The organism is Nocardia mexicana NBRC 108244 (assembly GCF_001613165.1).
In the GTDB taxonomy this organism is placed as follows: domain Bacteria; phylum Actinomycetota; class Actinomycetes; order Mycobacteriales; family Mycobacteriaceae; genus Nocardia; species Nocardia mexicana.
Genome location: NZ_BDBV01000055.1, coordinates 124,580 through 140,453, shown reverse-complemented (window position 1 = coordinate 140,453; position 15,874 = coordinate 124,580). Strand labels below are relative to the sequence as shown.

General features: G+C 67.9%; 15 protein-coding genes. 2 read left to right on the top strand and 13 right to left on the bottom strand.

Annotated elements, in window-relative coordinates:
• Positions 1 to 662: 2-oxo acid dehydrogenase subunit E2 (locus tag NM1_RS22810; protein ID WP_218022174.1), on the top strand; the 662-nt coding region annotated here is incomplete at its 5' end.
• A gap of 6 nt (positions 663 to 668) precedes the next feature.
• Here the strand turns inward: NM1_RS22810 and NM1_RS22805 are convergent.
• From NM1_RS22805 to NM1_RS22770, 8 genes are all read right to left on the bottom strand, one after another.
• The gene (locus NM1_RS22805; RefSeq protein ID WP_068023184.1) at positions 669 to 1,445 is read right to left on the bottom strand and encodes a GAF and ANTAR domain-containing protein; all 777 of its coding nucleotides are present in this window, start codon (positions 1,443 to 1,445) and stop codon (positions 669 to 671) included.
• Positions 1,446 to 1,476: 31 nt separating this feature from the next.
• Entirely contained in the window at positions 1,477 to 2,376 is a 900-nt protein-coding gene (locus NM1_RS22800) for a GAF domain-containing protein (protein ID WP_068023181.1), read from the bottom strand.
• Between the two features lie 43 nt (positions 2,377 to 2,419).
• Positions 2,420 to 4,336: a CheR family methyltransferase gene (locus NM1_RS22795; RefSeq protein WP_211339297.1), complete on the bottom strand. Its 1,917-nt coding sequence runs from the start codon at positions 4,334 to 4,336 to the stop codon at positions 2,420 to 2,422.
• Positions 4,333 to 4,938: a chemotaxis protein CheB gene (locus NM1_RS22790; protein WP_068023178.1), complete on the bottom strand. Its 606-nt coding sequence runs from the start codon at positions 4,936 to 4,938 to the stop codon at positions 4,333 to 4,335. The genes NM1_RS22795 and NM1_RS22790 overlap by 4 nt, the downstream gene beginning before the upstream one ends.
• Before the next feature lie 82 nt (positions 4,939 to 5,020).
• Positions 5,021 to 5,911, bottom strand: a complete 891-nt coding sequence (locus NM1_RS22785; protein WP_068023257.1) for an AraC family transcriptional regulator — start codon at positions 5,909 to 5,911, stop codon at positions 5,021 to 5,023.
• A gap of 113 nt (positions 5,912 to 6,024) precedes the next feature.
• Complete coding sequence (locus NM1_RS22780) at positions 6,025 to 7,041, bottom strand: UbiA prenyltransferase family protein (RefSeq protein ID WP_147288806.1); 1,017 nt, start codon at positions 7,039 to 7,041, stop codon at positions 6,025 to 6,027.
• 3 nt (positions 7,042 to 7,044) lie between these two features.
• Positions 7,045 to 7,614 carry an isopentenyl-diphosphate Delta-isomerase gene (idi, locus tag NM1_RS22775; protein WP_068023174.1) on the bottom strand — a complete coding sequence of 190 codons (570 nt, stop codon included), beginning with the start codon at positions 7,612 to 7,614 and terminating at the stop codon, positions 7,045 to 7,047.
• Positions 7,614 to 8,483 carry a geranyl diphosphate 2-C-methyltransferase gene (locus NM1_RS22770; protein WP_068023171.1) on the bottom strand — a complete coding sequence of 290 codons (870 nt, stop codon included), beginning with the start codon at positions 8,481 to 8,483 and terminating at the stop codon, positions 7,614 to 7,616. Before NM1_RS22770 ends, idi begins: the two co-directional genes overlap by 1 nt.
• 91 nt (positions 8,484 to 8,574) lie before the next feature.
• Here NM1_RS22770 and NM1_RS22765 point away from each other — a divergent pair, with 91 nt between their 5' ends.
• Entirely contained in the window at positions 8,575 to 9,564 is a 990-nt protein-coding gene (locus NM1_RS22765; protein ID WP_084519921.1) for a UbiA family prenyltransferase, read from the top strand.
• Between the two features lie 24 nt (positions 9,565 to 9,588).
• On the opposite strand, the gene NM1_RS22760 is transcribed toward NM1_RS22765, so the two are convergent.
• Genes NM1_RS22760 through NM1_RS22740 form a run of 5 tightly spaced genes read right to left on the bottom strand, consistent with a single transcriptional unit; the run spans position 9,589 to position 15,870 of the window.
• Complete coding sequence (locus tag NM1_RS22760; protein WP_068023168.1) at positions 9,589 to 10,395, bottom strand: SDR family NAD(P)-dependent oxidoreductase; 807 nt, start codon at positions 10,393 to 10,395, stop codon at positions 9,589 to 9,591.
• A 5-nt stretch (positions 10,396 to 10,400) separates the two neighbouring features.
• On the bottom strand, positions 10,401 to 11,351 hold the full coding sequence (locus NM1_RS22755) for a DUF1702 family protein (RefSeq protein WP_068023253.1): 951 nt from the start codon (positions 11,349 to 11,351) through the stop codon (positions 10,401 to 10,403).
• 45 nt (positions 11,352 to 11,396) lie between these two features.
• On the bottom strand, positions 11,397 to 12,509 hold the full coding sequence (locus NM1_RS22750; RefSeq protein WP_068023165.1) for an enediyne biosynthesis protein: 1,113 nt from the start codon (positions 12,507 to 12,509) through the stop codon (positions 11,397 to 11,399).
• Positions 12,506 to 14,509 (bottom strand): CRTAC1 family protein, encoded by a 2,004-nt coding sequence (locus tag NM1_RS22745; RefSeq protein ID WP_114699373.1) that lies wholly within the window; start codon positions 14,507 to 14,509, stop codon positions 12,506 to 12,508. Before NM1_RS22745 ends, NM1_RS22750 begins: the two co-directional genes overlap by 4 nt.
• Positions 14,506 to 15,870 (bottom strand): aminotransferase class I/II-fold pyridoxal phosphate-dependent enzyme, encoded by a 1,365-nt coding sequence (locus NM1_RS22740; RefSeq protein WP_068023162.1) that lies wholly within the window; start codon positions 15,868 to 15,870, stop codon positions 14,506 to 14,508. The genes NM1_RS22745 and NM1_RS22740 overlap by 4 nt, the downstream gene beginning before the upstream one ends.
• Between the last annotated feature and the right edge of the window lie 4 nt (positions 15,871 to 15,874).

Genomic DNA, 15,874 nt, shown 5'->3' with positions numbered 1-15,874 from the left:
CGGAGGCGGCCGATCGCGCCGCGGGACCGCCCGGGGACCGGCGGCACCTGGCGCATGGCACGATCGAAGTGTCCCGGATGATCGATATGACGGCCGTGGAACGGTTGGTGTACGACCTGGCCAGATCGCCCGCCTCCGAGGACCGGATACCGCTGTCGTCCCTGCTTTTCGGGGCAACGGCGCTGGCGGCGCGGCGAGTGCCGGAGCTGAACGGGCACTGGGTCGACGGACTCTTCGAGGAAGCCTCCGCAGTCCACCTCGGCGTCACGGTGTACCGCAGTGGTGCGGCCGCCGCCGTGCCCACGATCTCGGATGCCGATACGCTCGACATGGCATCCATGACGGGCGCGGTCCGCCATGCCGAGCTGCGGGCAAAAGCCGGTCGGCCCACGTCCGAGACTGCGATTCCTGCGACGATCACGGTCCTGCATCTCCGGGACAACGGTGCGGGTTCGGTCGTCGGCGTCATCGTCGAGCCCCAAGTGGCGATCGTCGGATTCGGCGCCGTGGCCGCCCATCCCTGCGTGGTGGACGGATCGGTCGTGGCCCGGCCGCAGCTGACGGCGACGGTATCGGTGGACCAGCGGGCGGTGGACGGCGTGCTGGCCGCTCGTTTCCTGGCGGTCGTCGCCTCCGCCCTGCTGACTCCCGAACGCCTGTAGGGCCGGTCAGTTCTCGGGCGACGCCATCGGAAGCCAACCCGGCGCGATGCGCCGTGGCGCCGCGGGGTCGTCGAAATGCAGAGCGGGCGAACCTGTTCCGCTGATCTCGGCGACGAGGTCGGCGGCGACCCGGGCCAGCTTGATATTGCGCTGATTCGACAGGCGCCGCAGCCTGTCGAAGGCTTCGTCACGGCTGCACCGGTGCTGCCCGATGAGAATCCCCAGGGCCTGGTCGATAGCGGATCGGGACTGCAGGGCCGCGCGCAGCTGCTCGGTCAGCTGCTCCTGCTGCGCGGCGGTGAATGCCCAGCCCAGCAGCAGGCCGACGTGCTCGGCGACGAGCGCCAGTGTCCGGCGGCTCTCGTCGTCGAAGGCGTTGGGCCGCGGCGAGTACAGGCCGAGCGTGCCCAGGATCTCGTCGTTCGACATGAGCGGGCACACCTCGGCGGAACGGATCCCGTGTCGGACCATTCGCTTCGGGTAGGCGCCCCAGCGCTGCTCGGTTCCGAGGTCGGTCGCCGAAACCGGCTGCCGGGACCGCATCGCCTGGCGTGCGGCCCCCAGGCCGTCGTCGCGGGGCGCCTCGTCCAGGAGCATGGCATGGGCGTCGCGCGAGCCGCCGACGGTGGTGTCGCCCTCGAGCAGGACGAGACCGGTAAGCGGGCGCCTGGGGAGCATCTCGGAGATGATCTCGGCGACGTTGCGCGGGAAATCGTCTGCGGGTTCGGTCGACAGCAGCGCGGACGTCAGCGCCGACAGACCGGTCGCCAGTCGGTTCGTCATGGGACCGCCTCGGCTCGGAACATGTTGTGAATCAGCATAATCGGTACCCTTCGTCGAGTACTCGGTGGGCGAGTTCGGGCAGCGGTACGCTCTCGGCGAAGGCGCGGGCTCGCAGCAGCGTCAAGGCGGTGTCCGGATCGCAGGAACACTGCACGGCGACCACGCCCGCCGCCTGATTCACATCGGTGAGGAAATCGGCATCGTCGAAGAGGGCCCCGCGGGGGGACATGCCGTCGGACGCCGCATCGGTGACCGATCCCGTCAGCAGGACGGTGTTGGCCAGCACGTCGGCGACGCGGTCGGCGCCGGTCACGGCGTCGTCGGTCAGCACGTCGCTGCCCGAGTACAGGCACAGGGCGCCGAGGCGCCGGGAGGCGGCCAGCAGCGGCACGGCCAGCACGGTGCGGACTCCGAGATCGGCCAGAGCGACACCGAATTCGGGCCAGCGTTCGGCGAAATCGGGGTCGGTGGCGAGCACGTGATCCTGACCCGCGGCGATGTCGAGGGCAGGGCCCGCGCCGGTGACGGTTTCGAGTTCGTGCACAGTCTGTGCCACGGCATCGGAGGTGGCGGCGAGCAACTCCCGCTGCTCGTCGTCGAACAACACGACAGCGGCGCTGCGCACCCGGAGCTGGTCGGCGACGGCCATCATGAACACGGGTCGCCGGGTGGCAGCTCCGGTGGCACGCCACTTCTGCAGGCGGAGGGCGTAGAGCCGGTGCAGCCGGGCGCATGCCCGGTGCCGTGCCTCGATAGTGCGATGCAGGGTGGCCATGCGCTGACGGAACGGGCGCATCGAGGCAGGGGGCTGCTTCGCCTGCTCCTCGTGCCTCTCGGCGATGGCGGCGGCATTGGCCGCGCGTTGCAATTCCAGGGCGTACAGCCGCAGGGCCTCGGCGATATCCTGGTGCTCGTCCGGTAGCGACGACACCCGGCAAGCGTAACCCCACCGTGGGGAATGGGCACAACTCGAGTCAGTTTCGTTGCGGTGCAGCGGACGATTGTGCCGATTCCTCCATCAGCAGGACCACCCCGTCGCGGCTGCCGTCGAGCGGCGAGCAGACGACCGCACACAGAATCGAGCGGCCGATGCGGTTGACCGCGGGCACCTCGACCGGACCGGTACGGCGGCCCGTCTTCAGGCACCGCTGGATGGGCTCCTGCAGCCGGTCGGTCGGCAGGCCGAAGTCCAGGGTGAGGAAGAACTGCTGACTCACCTCGTCGGACCGCAGCCCCCACAGCTCCTCGGCGCCGCGGTTCCAGCTGCGCACCCGCAGGTCGCCGTCGAGCACCACGACGCCCGCCGCGACGCTGGACAGGATGCCCTCGAGGAACGTGCGGGCCTCGTCCAGCTCATCGGTGCGGATGCGCAGTTCCTCGTTCATGGTCTCGAGTTCCTCGTTGCCGGACTGCAGTTCCTCGTTGGTGGTTTCGAGTTCCTCGTTGGTGGATTGCAGTTCCTCGTTGGTGGTTTCGAGTTCTTCGATGCTCGACTGCAGTTCCTCGTTGGTGGTTTCGAGTTCCTCGTTGGTGGATTGCAGCTCCTCGTAGGCGGTCTCGAGCTCTTCGCGCTTGACCTTGACCTCGAGCGAGAGCCGGGTGGCGACGGTGGTGTCGACGAAATTGATCACGACGCCGACGTTCACGCCCTCGGCGCTCCACAGTGGCTGGACGTGGACGTCGAAGTACTGGGTGTCGTCGGGCCCCATGCGCCGCTCCACGGAGGCGATGCGGATATTGCGGTGCTCCGCGACGGCCTGTTCGATCAGCGACCGCAATTCGACGGGGCGATAGGATATCTCGAGATCGCTCAGGGGGCGCCCGATATCGTGCGTGGTCAGGCCGAACAGGTTGCGCAGCTGCGTGTTGGCGACCGTGACCCGCCCTTCGACGTCGACGCCGAGCATCGCGAACGGCGCGCTCTCGAGGGCGAGTTCACCGATCTGCCGCCGCTTGACGAAGCCTTGCACCTCCTTGCCGAGACCGGCATCCAGCCTCGGGAGCACGGGGGGATGGGGCGCGACGGTGTGGCCGCCGCGGCCGCGAAAGATTCGCTGACGCATATTCGCCACTTCGAAGCGATCGCCGTCCGACAGCAGCATCTCGGCCTTGCCGAGGAACAGGAAACCACCGTCGCGCAGTGCGAAATGGAAGCGATCGAGTATCTGCGATTGCGCCTCCACATTGAAATACATCAGGGTGTTGCGGCATACGAGCAGATCCAGCCGGGATATGGGGGCGTCGCGCGTGATGTCGTGACGGCCGAAGATCACCCGGCGGCGCAGGTCCGATCGGAAGATGTACTTGTCGCCGTTGGGTTCGAAGTACTTGCCGCGCAGCTCGGTAGACAGCGGTTCCAGCGTCTTGGCGGTGTACATGCCGGTCCGGGCGTCGCGCAACGCCTCCTCGTCGACGTCCGTGCCGTAGATCTTGATGCGTTTGACGCATTCCTCGATCCCGAGGACCTCGGCGAAGACGATGGCGAGGGAGTAGGCCTCCTCGCCGCTGGAGCAACCGGCGCTCCAGATTCGGATCTCCTCGGCCGGGTCCACGCTCGTCACCAGTTCGGGGACGACCTCGCGCTGCAGAAACTGCCAGGCGTCGACGTCGCGGAGAAAACTGGTGACGTTGATGAGAATGGTGTTGAACAGGTGCCGGAATTCGTCGGCGTTGCTCTCCAGATAGTCGCGGTAGTCGTGGTAATCGGAGATCCGCACCTCGTGCATGCGTTTGCGGATCCGGCGGGCCAGCGACGACCGCTTGTACCCGGTGAAGTCGAAACCGCGGGAGTCGCGGATGAAGATCAGCAGGTCCTCCACCGATCCGCCGACCTCGGCTGTCTCGCTCGTCGTGCTCCCGTGCGAGTCGGTGTTCTCGTTCGGCTCCGTCACGAACTCCTCACCCCGACCAGCCCTCGGATGACATCGGCGATCTCGCCCAGCGGTAGGACGAAATCCACCGCGCCGGTCTGCACGGCGGCCTCCGGCATGCCCTTGAACTCGGCTTCCTCCGGATCCTGCGCAATCACCGTGCCGCCACGGGATTTCACCGCGCCCACACCCATGGCGCCGTCGCTGCCCGATCCGGTCAGCACGCACGCGATGGCCCGGGAACCGTAGGCCCCGGCTACCGACTCGAACAGCAGGTCCGCGGAGGGACGAACGAAATGCACCAATTCGCTGCTGGACAGTGACAGCACACCGTCGGCTCCGACCAGCAGGTGATAGTTCGGCGGCGCCACATAGACGACGCCGGGCTCGACGCGATCATCGGCGGCGGCAAGGCGAACCGGCACCTTGCAGCGGCGGGCCAGCACATCCGCGATGACCGTTTGGTGTCGCGGATCGAGGTGCTGCACCACCAGGATCGGGACCGGAAACTGGTGCGGGAAGCCGCCGAGCACCCGGCTCAATGCGGTGATGCCCCCTGCGGACGAGGCGATCGCTACAATGCCGTAACTCTCGGCCGGTGGAACTCGGCTGGAGTCGTTCACGAGGTCAGCCTAGCGCGCCGGTGGCCGCATTCGGCGCGCATGGCTCGAGCGGGTCACGACCGCGCGTCCCGGCCGGGCGAACTCAGGGTGCCGGATGCAGATCGCTGGGGGGTTTGCCGTGATGGCGCCGGAAGGCGGTGCTGAAGGCGAAAGGGTTGCGGTAGCCCACTTTTCGGGCAACGGCGGTGACCGTTTCGCCGCGGGCGAGGAGATCCGCGGCGAGCGTCATGCGGCGCCCGGTGAGGTACGACAGCGGTGACTCGCCGAACAGCGCCGTGAACCGGCGGTAGAGCGTGGCACGGGAGACCGCGGCGTGGGCGGCCAGGGAGTCGGCGGTCCACGGATGACCCGGGCTGGAGTGGATGGCGTGCAGGATCCGGGCGACAACCGGATCCCGCAGTGCCGCATGCCATCCCGGGGAATCCGGTTCCGCACCGGCCAGCCACGCGCGCAGCGTGTGGGCGAGCAGCAGATCCAGCAGCCGGTCGCGGACCGCCTGGCGGCCCGGCCCGATGTGCTCGATCTCCTCGTCGAGCAGAGCCAGCGCGGCGGGCGAAGCGCCGGAACCGGCGGTGACACACACGTATTCGGGCAGCGAGTCGAGCAGCCGGCGGCCCGCGATGTCGATGCTGCCGTAGGTCCCCGCGATGACGACCGCCCGGCCACCGTGGCCCGCCGTGGGCGCCCGGAGGGCCGTGCATGTCTCGCCCGCGTGGATGCGGACCTGTGGGGGTGAATCGGGAGCATCGCCGAGCACATGTGGTCCGGCGCCGCGGATCAGGGCGATATCCCCGGCGACGAGCTCGTTGGCCCGGCCGTCGCGGCTGAGCCAGGCATGGCCGTGCAGAACGGCGTAGAGCGTCAGCGGGGCCGCTCGGTCGGCCAGCCAGGACCAGGGCGCCTGCCGATCGGCCCGCCACAGCAGCGAGCCCTGTGCGCGGATCCCCTGGAGCATCTCGGCAAGCACGTCCACCGATACGACGCTACCGACGCCCGTGAACCGGACGCGAAGGTGGACGCACGGCACGACGATGACGGTGCTGGTAGGAGGCGGATTGATCAACCCCCTACCGACGCACCGCGACCTCAGCGGGCGGCGAACATGGCGGCGGCGGGGAGGACCGTGACCCAGCCCATGAGGGCGACCATGACGACGAAGAGTTTGGCGCGCGGACGGACGACGGTCATGGCCTCCTCCAGCGGTTTGCCCCAGACGCCCACCAGGGTGCTGCCCAGGTACCACAGCACGACCGCGAGGACGGCGGCGTACGGGATAAGGGTCCAGGTCCAACCCGCCACGGCCACAACGCCTCCGATGACGAGGGCGGCGCCGACACACACCCGCGTGAACGACTCGGCGAACGAGGCACGCAGGCCCAGCGCCCGCACCGAGGTCAAGATCTCGTGCTCGGCGTCCTCGGGCAGGTCCTCGGCGGTGTTGACCGAGAAGATCCCGGTGAGCGTCAGCCCGAGGCCGAGAATGGCCAGCAGGGCCGGTATTTCGATGGGACGGTCGTAGAGTCGCAGCACGACCAGGCCGGGGAAGACCATCGTCGCGACGTAGGTCCACGGAATCTGCCAGAATCCGGCCGACTTGAAATGCCACGGCGGCAGCGAGTACTGCAGCAGCAGGAAGGTGCCGAGTGGAACGATGAGCAGCAGATCGAAATGCCTTGTCGCCCACGCGAGATAGACGCCGCCCAGCAGGATGAACGCGGTCATGAGATAGACTTCCCACGCCACGAACCGCACCCCGAGATCGCGCACCATGCGGGCGAACTTGGATTTGTACTCCATGTCGACCCAGCGGTCGGCCAGGCAGTTGGCGACGTGCAGCACCTGGATGGCCACGGCCAGGATGAGCGCCGCGACGAGCATGGTGACGTTCCAGATCTCGGCGCCGGAGTGGGCGCTGAACAGCACGTCGGCCACCATCACCGCGCCGGACATGGGCGCGATCTCGGGCCGGGTTAGCCACAGCGCGTAGTTGAACCTGGTGCCCAGCGGAAGGGGCCGGCCCTGTTCCGCGGGGCCGGCCGTGAAGATTCGCTGTAGTCGACCGCGCAGGGTCGGGCTCACGCCGTTGTGAGTGTCTGTCGGCAATTCCTATCCGTCCCTTGTCAATTCAGGCCTGGCAACCTCGAGTACCCCGAGCAGCCAGGGGGTGTAGCGGTCGGGTTCGGCCGTGAGCGCGGCGTGCAGCTCGGCGGGATCGACCCAGGTGCATTCGGACACCTCGGCCGGATCGGGCTGCAGCGCACCCTCGGTGAGGGTGCCCACCAGCACGTGGTCCCACTCGTTCTCCTCCTGGTCCTCCAGCGGGTCCAGCGCGCGGTAGCGATAGACGCCGACCTCGGTGAGGGTGTCGGAGATGGTGCCGAGTTCCTCCTTCAGCCGGATCGTGGCCGCGCCGACCACATCCTGGCCCGGGGCCGGATGCCCGCAGCACGCATTGGACCACAGTCCGGGGAACCGTGTCTTGACATCGGCCCGCCGCTGCAGCAGCACCCGCCCCGACGCGTCGTAGAGCAGCACCGAGAACGCGCGATGCAGCCGCCCGGGCCGATGGTGCGCCCGCGCCACCGAACACGAACCGACCGCGAAGCCGTCGCCGTCGACCAGCTCGACGAGCAGGGACTCGCGATCGGTGTCGAATTGTCCTGTGCCGGAGGCCATCAGGCGACTCTGTCGGCGACGATGAGCAGGTATTGGAAGCTGCCCTCGCGGTACGCGGTGAGGAACGGCTTCTCCACACCGGTGGCCAGCTCGGAGTGCGAGCGCAGCTCCCAGTACGGGATGGTGGCCGGGGTCAGGTCGACGACGCTCACCGGCACCAGCTTGTTCGCGGCCAGCGCCTTGAAGTACTCGCCGCGCGGGTGGATGTTGCAGGTGTAATGGGCGTCGATCTGACTGACCGCGGAGGACCGGCCCCCGACGACATCGTTGGAGCAGCCCGTGATGCACACGTACCGCCCGCCGGGCCGCAACAGCCGGGCGAACTCGGCGTAGAGCTCGAACAGGTCGACATACATCGTGGTCTCGTTGGTCCAGATGCCGCGGATGGATCCGGTGTCGAATCCGGTGTCGAGCATATTGCGCAGGTGGAAGGTGACCCGGTCGGTGATGCCGCGCTGCTCGGCCTGCTCGTTGGCGAAGCCGACCTGGTACTCCGAGATGGAGACGCCGTCGACCCGGCAGCCGAACCGGGCGTGGGCCATGATGCTGGTGCCGCCGCGGCCGGAGCCCGCGTCGACCAGTCGATCGCCGGTTTCCACGGGGCCGAATTGATCCAGCAAATAATCGGCCTGCGCGGTTTCCAGCCGATGCATTTCGGCGACGAGGCGCTCCTCGCGGGTCTCGGCCGGGCCGGACAGCACCTCGGGGTCGTAGTCGCCGATTCCGTAGTGGTGGTGGTAAAGGCCGTCCACCTCACCGAGCCGGACATTGACGCGGTCGTCGTTCGGATTGTTGTTCCAGTAATCGGCGACGGCTCGCTGGTAGGGGGTTCGCAGCACATTGTCGGTCGCGGAGTCCAGCATTGACATTGTCGCCATCCTTTCGCACTGTTTTCATCGGCTGGGATTGCTTGTATTATGCGCGGGTGTAGGGGTGTTATCCAGGGAATTGGAGAATTCGATGACCATGGGTTCGGTATCCGAGTTCCGCCGCGTTTTCGCGGTCGGTCCGGGTGAGGAGGGGCGAAAATTATCCCCGCGGGAGATTCTCCGGTTCGGTTTGGTGGTCCAGCGATCCGAGGTAATTCCGCTGGGTATGGGCGTGATGGCCGCGTCGGTGGTGGTGAGCACGCATTCGTGGAGTGAGGTGTTCTCCGTGCGGATGCTGGTCACCTTTATCATGCTCACCGCCTATGTATTGGTCACCAATGCCGTGAATTGCCTTGCCGACCGCTGGCTGGACCTGGAATTCAAGTCGCGCCTGTCGCGGGCGGTGCACGAGCTCGGAGTGCGGCGGGTGCGCGGTCTGATCGTGGCGCGGTTCGCCGTCATCGCGGTGTCTCTGGTCTGGCTCGTGGCCTTGACCGGTAGACCTGATCTGCTCGTTCTCGTCGGTATCGGGGTCGTGCTGGCGTTTCAGTACTCGCTGCCGCCGCTGCATTTGAAGGGCGCCGGAATCTGGCAGGTTCCGACCGTGCTGCTGATGGTGACGCTCCTTCCCGGAATCATTCTGCTGCGTACCTACGAACGTCCCTTCGAATGGTCCGCACTGCTGGCGATCACCGGCCTCGCGATGACGGTCAATTCGGTATTCATCGTGAATGCCGCCGAGGATGTGCCCGAGGATGCCGAGCATTCCATCGAAACCGCGCCGCGTGCGCTCGGGCTGGTGGGCTCGTTCGCGCTCGGTCTGGCTCAACTCGTCGTCGGTGCGATCATTTTCGTCGTGGCGGCATTTCCCCTCACCGGATTCTCCTGGACGTATATTCCGTACCTGGCGGTCGTCGGCTTCGCCGTGCACTATTTCCTGCGGTTGCTGACCGGTGTCCGTGGCAAGGAATTGCCGGAGGCGATGGCGGTCGTGCGTGGCGCGAAATCCTGGGCGTTCATGGCCATGCTGCTGGCCTGGGTATCGGTGGTCCCCGCTGGGGCGGTATTCGCAGCCCGGTGAGCTCGGCCGCCGTCGACAATGCCGTCATGAGGCCGCCCGCGTGGCCCGGCGCCGGGCCTGGGCGATATTGCGGCGGAAGAACGGCCGCATGAAATCCTCCGGGAGATTCGCCCAGCGCATGAGGAAACTGGTGAGGGGGTCGACCGCGATGTGCGCGCGGCCCCGCTCCATCCCGCGCACCGCCGCCTCGGCGACCTTGTCGGCGGGCATCGGGTCGATGGAGCCCGTGATCGCCTTCGTCTCCGGCGGCTTGCGCAGATTCTCGCGCACCAGCCCCGGGGTATCGGTATCGGCCGGATACAGCACCGACACCCGCACACCCGCCGGTTCGGCCTCGTACCGCAGGCACAGTCCGAGCTGCCGGATGCTCGCCTTGGTCGGAGCGTAGGCGCCGTATCCGGGGATCCCGAGGAACGCCGAGGTCGAACTGAGCAGCAGCACATGCCCGGCGCCGCGCTCGAGCATCCCCGGCAGCACGGCTCGGACCGCGTTGACCGAGCCGAGATAGTTGGCATCGGACTGGACGGCGAATTCGTCGTCGTCCAGTTCGACGAAGAGTCCCGGCAGCGTCAGGCCCGCGCAGCACGCGAGCACCGCGCAGTCGCCGTGGGCGGCCTCCAGTTCCTTGATCGCCGCCGTCAGCGCCGCGCGGTCGGTGACATCGGCGGCGCGGTGATCGGCCCCGATGCGAGACGCGGTCTCCCGCAACGGATCCGGGCGCCGGGCGATGATCGACACCCGGGCCCCGCGGCGGGCGCAGGCGGCGGCCACGGCGGCGCCGATGCCCTCGGAGGCGCCGGTCACGATGACGTGCTTGCCGGTCCAGTCCATGGCGCTCATTTCGGTGCGGCGAGGACGCCGAGGTGATCGCGCCAGCGCTGGTAGGCGGCCGCGGTGCCGTCCTGCGGCACCTCGTCGAACGCCTGGTCGATGAGCGCGGCGGCCGCGTCGAGGCTGCGGCCGGTGTAGGTGAGCACCGCGGCGTGGGTGTGCGGGATGGCGTTGTCGGCCTGCGTGCGGATCTTGGCGACCATCGCGGATCCTGCGGCGAGCGGCTCCCGGAACTGCGGCACCCGGGTCAGGATCGCCTCCAGGTCACTGGTTTCCACGCCGCCCGCGAACGTGGTCGCGATGCCGATGCCGCCCCACAGGTCGGCATGCCTGCTCGCGTCGAATTCCTCGATCAGCTTGGCCACGCCCTCCGGGGAACCGCCGCTGACGAACCACAGCGCCCGGCCGATGCCCTGATCGGCCGCGCGCAGCAGCGGTGCGCGATCGCCCATCCAGCGCGGATACCGGGTATCGACGTAGTGCCGGCCGATGTACTTCTCGGTGCGGAAGAAGGCGTTGTAGAAGCCGTAGCCGTCGATCGCCAGCCAGCGGTAGGACGGATGCTTCGGCATCACCTTGCGCCAGAACGGCCGCGGAATCCGCCCCATCGCCAGTCCGACACCGACATACATGGTCAGGTCGTGCTTGGCGGCGGGCCCGGCGATGAGGTCGTGGGCCCGCTTGCTGAACGGGGTGATCGAGTCGACCGCGGCCAAACCCGTTGCGGCGCCCTCGAATGCGAAGCCCTGATACCGCTCGGGCAGTTGTTCGATGTGCGCGATCAGTTCGTCGTTGTTCTTGCTGCGCACGGCGACGTCGATACAGCCCGCCAAATTGGTGGCGACGCGCTCCAATTCGGCCTTCGTCGCCGGGCTGGGCGCCTGGAATCCGGGTCTGCCCAGCGGGGGCACGTCGGCGCCGGTGCCCAGCAGCGCCGACCGTAACGGTCCGATCATCGATGGCATGTGTTCCTCGATTCTGTTGCGGCGGAACGAGATCGGTCAGGACGTCGCGGCCACGGGTTCCGGTGCCGCCTTTTCGGTGACGGTCGCGGTGACCGCGGCGGGCGCGCGGGTGCCGAGCCATTCGCGAATATTGCGGTACCACCAGAAGATCCCGCGCGCCGCGCAGACGATCACGAGGGCGAAGAACAGGCCGAACGACACGTTCAGGGCCATGCAGACGCCGTACATGATGCCCACCGTGGCGCCGAACGCGATCTGGTCGCGCTTCTTGAACGGCGTGGTGGCCGGGTCGGTGATCATGTAGTTGGAGTAGAGCACGAACGCGATACCGGTCATCGGCGCCAGTCCCGCGATGATCGAGATGTCGCTGTCCAGCAGCCCGCGCACGACGGCCTGCAGCACGAAGGCGCCGAGCCACGCCATGATCAGCGGCGTCTTCTTGGTCAGCTTGGCGTTCAGCATGGTGCCCGCCATCAGCAGCCCCAGCACCAGCAGCGCGTCGACCGGTCCGGAGACGAACTCGAGGAAGTGGTACGGGCCGACCACGGAGAAGAACGGGAACACCAGCAGCGCGATCACGATGCCGAAGTTCGACGGGTTCATGAAGTGCTTCATCTTCCCGTTGATCTTCGCCCGCAGCACCCATTTCGCGCCGACCGCGACGGTGATACCGAATGCCACGGGCAGGAAGGTGTCACCGGCGTACACCAGGAAGTTCAGCGCGAGGCCGGTGATGTGCGCGGGCATCAGGAACACCAGCAGCCCGCGCAGGCCGTTGCCCCGGTAGGCGGCGGGGCGCCGATAGGCCCACGCCGCCAGCGTCTCCAGGGCCAGTTCGACCGCGTAGGCGGTGCCCGCGGCCAGGAACGGCCACAGCCACGGCTGCTCGAAACCGAGGAACAGGAAGCCCACGATGTTGAAGAAGGTGAGCGAGGCCGCGAAGTTGCGCAGGGCGAGATAGCGAGGGTCGCGGCCCTCCTTGTTCACGCCCAGCCACTTCTGGCGGAAGGTCTTCTCCGCCGGGGCCTCCGGCGTGAGAGTCGCTGTGGCGGACGATGATCCGTTGCCCGCGGCGGCCGCGGACCCGTTGCCTTCGATACCGGTGGCTGGTTTGTCATCGGCCGGTCGGCCGTTTCCTTCGACACTCACTGGTGCACCTCCCGCGCATCCGAGTCGAGAATGAGAGTGTGCTGGCCCGGCTTCAGCTGAAGCTCCTGGGTGTGTGGTGCGCCGCGGTTGTCGCGCCACGTGAGCCGCACCGGCAGCGCGGCATCGGGATCGACGTCGCCGAGGCCGAGATGGATATCGGTGGAGCGCTTGCCCGCGTGGCCGCTGCCGCCGTCGAGTTGTTGCACGTGGGCCTTGCCGTCCGGGGTGGTGACGGTGACCTCCGCGCCGAGCGCGGGGGACCCGAGGATCGGCTTGCCCGCCAGCGTGGTGGCGCCGGGCGCCGCGGTGACGGCCGGGTTCAGCAACTGCAGCGACAGCGATTTGCCTTGGCGCGGTGCGTCGTTGCGGTAGTAGACCGGTGCCTCCCACTGCCGGGCCACGGCGAAGCTGAGGGTTCCGGTGCCCGTCGGATCGCCGACCGCGACGCCGCGGGTCGGCGTGCGGTCGAAGATGTCGAGAGCGGGGGAGATGTTGATGAACTTGCCGTCGGCATCCTGGGCGAAGAAGCCGATGCGGTTGTTACCCGAAATATCGGCCTTCCCAGTGAATTTCGGCCACGCCCACGGGTAGGGGCCGAAGTTGTCGTTCATCGTCGCCAGCTCCTGCACCTGCGGCCAGCGGGTGGTCTCGCCCTTGATCATGCCGTTGGTGTGCACGATCTGCGGGCGCCCGCTGTTGTCGAAGTCGGCGACCTTCGCGTCCCAGCCCCAGCCGTTCCAGGCCGTGCCGTTCTCGGTCGCGCGGTTCTCGAACGGTGCGACCCCCGCGGACATCTTGGCGGCGGCGTCCTTCGGGTCGGCCGCGGTGTTGATGAACGCCTGATTGCCCTCGACGGTGCCCCAGCGCTGCGCGATATTGCTGACGAACAGGTCGGTGCGGCCGTCGCCGTTGAGGTCGGCGAAGTCGGCGCCCATGCCCTTGAACGAATCACGGCCCAGCACATACGACTTGGGGTCGGTCGGTCCGCGTTCGCCCTCGGCGAGCCCGAACTGGATGTGGCCCGGTGTCGAGTTGTTCACGAACATCCGGTCCATGCCCATGTCGTTGGCGACGAACAACTCCGGCAGCTGGTCGCCGGTGAGGTCCTGGGTCGCCGAGCCGAGCGTCCAGCCGCGGTCCTTGCCCTCCGGCAGCGCGCCGACCACCTCGCGGTAGGTCGCGCTGGGTTCCGGGCCGCCGGTGCTGCCCTGGAAGGTCAGGATGTGGTCCTGGGCGCCGTTGGTGGCGTTGGAGAACGACTCGTTCAGCGTGAGGCTGTCCTTGCCGTTCGGGCCGATGAAATCGCCGTCGGGGAAGTAGTCGCCGAGGTAGATGTCGGTATTGCCGTCGCCGTCGAAGTCGGCGACGCTGGCGGCCAGCGTGAACCACCGCGGGCCCTGGTAGCTGCCGTCCGGGGTGGCCGGCGGGGTCACCGTCTCGACCGGCCGGAAGGCGTTGTTGTCCAGCTTCTTCGCGCCCGGCTTGGGCAGGTGGATGATCGGCGTGCGGCCGCCGTAGTAGACCATCAGGCCGATCCGGCCCGAGTGGTCGAAATCGCCCGGCACGCATCCGGCCGGGATCGTCTCGCCGTCGACGGGCAGCGGGCCCGCCTCGAGCACGAACGGCGCGTACCGGCTGGTGTCGCTGTCCGGGGTCGGGGTGACGATGACCTTGTCGGACCGGGAATCGACCAGGCACAGGTCGTCGGCGCGGCCGTTGCCGTCGATATCGTTGATCGCGATCGCGGAGTTGACCGACGACATCCAGCCGTCGATGTGCTGGTACCGCGGCTCGATATGGCGGATCTTGTTCTCGGGCAGGCCCGGCGGCAGCGCGATCGGCATCGGCGTGAAGTGGAAGCCGCTGGCCACCTGGCCCTCGGCGCTGTACTCGTTCGGCGCGACCATGGCCGAGCGGGCCGGGACGAACAGGATCGTCATCAATGCCAGTGCTACCAACGGCACCAGCGCTTTTCGCAGTAGATTCGGCGGTAGCTTCACGAATGTTGCCCCTCTTGTTCGGTGAACCCGTCGAACACCGCACGCACGGTGTTCAACGCGTGGTCGAGCTGTTGTTCGGTGTGGCGGCAGTTGATGAAGAACCGCAGCCGGGCCTCACCCGCCGGGACGACGGGATGGCCGATGGCATTGGCCATCACGTTGTGTTCCAGCAGTTCCATCGAGGCACGCACGGCGGGCTCGTCGGCGCCGGTGATGATCGGGGTGATCGGCGTGCCCTGCCCGTTGCCGGTGTCGAAGCCGAGCTCACCGGCGCGCCGGTAGAAGTACTCGGAGTTGTGCCGCAGCGCCGCAACGCGTTCCGGCTCGTCGTGCAGTACGGCCAGCGCCTCGAGCGCCGCCGCCGCGGCCGAGGGCGCGGGGGAGGCGGTGTACATGCTCAGGCCGGAGGCGGAGTACTTGAAGCCGTCGACCAGTTCCCGGTTGGCCGCGAGATATCCGCCGACGCTGCCGATTCCCTTCGACAGCGTGCCCATCCAGACGTCGACCGCGTCGCCGGGCAGGTCGAAGTGCTCGCGCACGCCGAGCCCGCGCTCGCCGAGCACGCCGAACGAATGCGCCTCGTCGATCATGATCGAGCAGTCGTATTTCCGTGCCACCTCGATGATTTCGGGGAGTCGCACGATATCGCCGTCCATGCTGTAGACGCCCTCGATGAGCACCATCGCCCGTTCGAAGCTGCGCCGCGACATGGACAGGATCGCCTCGAGCGACTCGGGATCGTTGTGCCGGAAGGTGACTCGCTTGCACCCGGCCCACTCGGTGCCCTGGATGATGCTGTTGTGGATGAGCGAATCGCACACGGCGATATCGCGCTTGCCGAGCAGGAAGCCCACCGCGGCGGCATTGGTGAGGAAGCCGCTGGCGGTCACGATGGCCGCGTCGGTGTCGTAGATCCGGGCGATCTCCGACTCGAGCGCTCCGTACAGCGGCAGTTCACCGGCGACCAGCCGGACGGCGGCCGCGGAGGTGCCGTACTGCTCGATGGCCTTGACCGCGGCCGCGTGCACGCGGGGTTCGGCGGCCAGGTCGAGATAGCCGAAACTGCTGAAGTTCAACATATCCCGGCCCGCGAACCGGGTCACCGGCCCGCTGATGCCCTCGTGCGGCAGATAATACGGGTTGATCACCCCGGCCCCGCGGGCCCAGGTGTCGAACCGTGCCCACTTCTCGGTGGCCTCGACCACGCCGGGGTGATCGCGGAAGGCGGTGTCCAGGGTCGGCCGGGCCGTGGCCGGTGAGTCGGGTGCCGCGGTGGCCGTCGCCGCGGCGGCGGACCCGTTGCCGTCCGGGTCGTGTTTGGACATCAGGGAGCGCGCCAGTGCGCGCGCGTCGGTCGTCATGGGC